We start from the raw sequence: 652 nt of genomic DNA on the forward strand, positions 1-652 counted from the left end.
AAAGTAGACGAAGTTCGCACTATAACAGAAGTAAACATCAATACTTTTGATAGAAAAACAGGTGAAAGTTTATTAGAACACATTAATAATTTCACATTTTCAAATTTAGATAAACTAGGGATTAAAACATCAGAAGGTATATTCATGATCAGTAAATCAGATATCATGTTCGCTGAAATATTTTATAAAGAAATCACAATTACGACAACAGAAAAAGAACTTACAACACGTATGGCTTTAAGTACATTACAACATAAGTTGGCCGGCGCTTTCTTTATAAAAATATCTAAATCATCAATTATTAATTTTCATTTTATAAAGAAAGTTAATCCATCCTTCTCAGGTAATCTAATAGCTACACTTACGAATGGCAAGAAAGTGTCTATATCTCGAAGATACGTCAAAAATTTAAATAAAGCATTAGGCATATAACATATAAGGAGAGGATTTCAATGAAAAGAACCTTAAAAGAAATGTTACAAGGTGTCGGATTTAGCAGTAGCATCACGATTATCTTTCTCGCAGCTAATCACATGAGCATTGGTTTTGGTGATGTATTAGGAATATATTTCTTTGGAGCTGTTTGTGGCTTATTATCTAGTATTTATGTAGTAGAAAGTATACCTTTATTACTGCAATTATTCATTCATTT

General features: G+C 29.6%; 2 protein-coding genes. Both read left to right on the plus strand.

Annotated elements, in window-relative coordinates; genetic code table 11:
- Positions 1 to 432, plus strand: a 432-nt coding sequence (locus tag KA900_RS14685) for a LytTR family DNA-binding domain-containing protein (protein ID WP_210139795.1), incomplete at its 5' end; no start/stop codon positions are given.
- A 20-nt stretch (positions 433 to 452) separates the two neighbouring features.
- The coding region (locus tag KA900_RS14690) for a DUF3021 family protein (protein ID WP_210139796.1) at positions 453 to 652 on the plus strand (200 nt) is incomplete at its 3' end.

It is taken from the genome of Staphylococcus sp. GDY8P120P, from assembly GCF_017892065.1.
Classification (GTDB): domain Bacteria; phylum Bacillota; class Bacilli; order Staphylococcales; family Staphylococcaceae; genus Staphylococcus; species Staphylococcus nepalensis.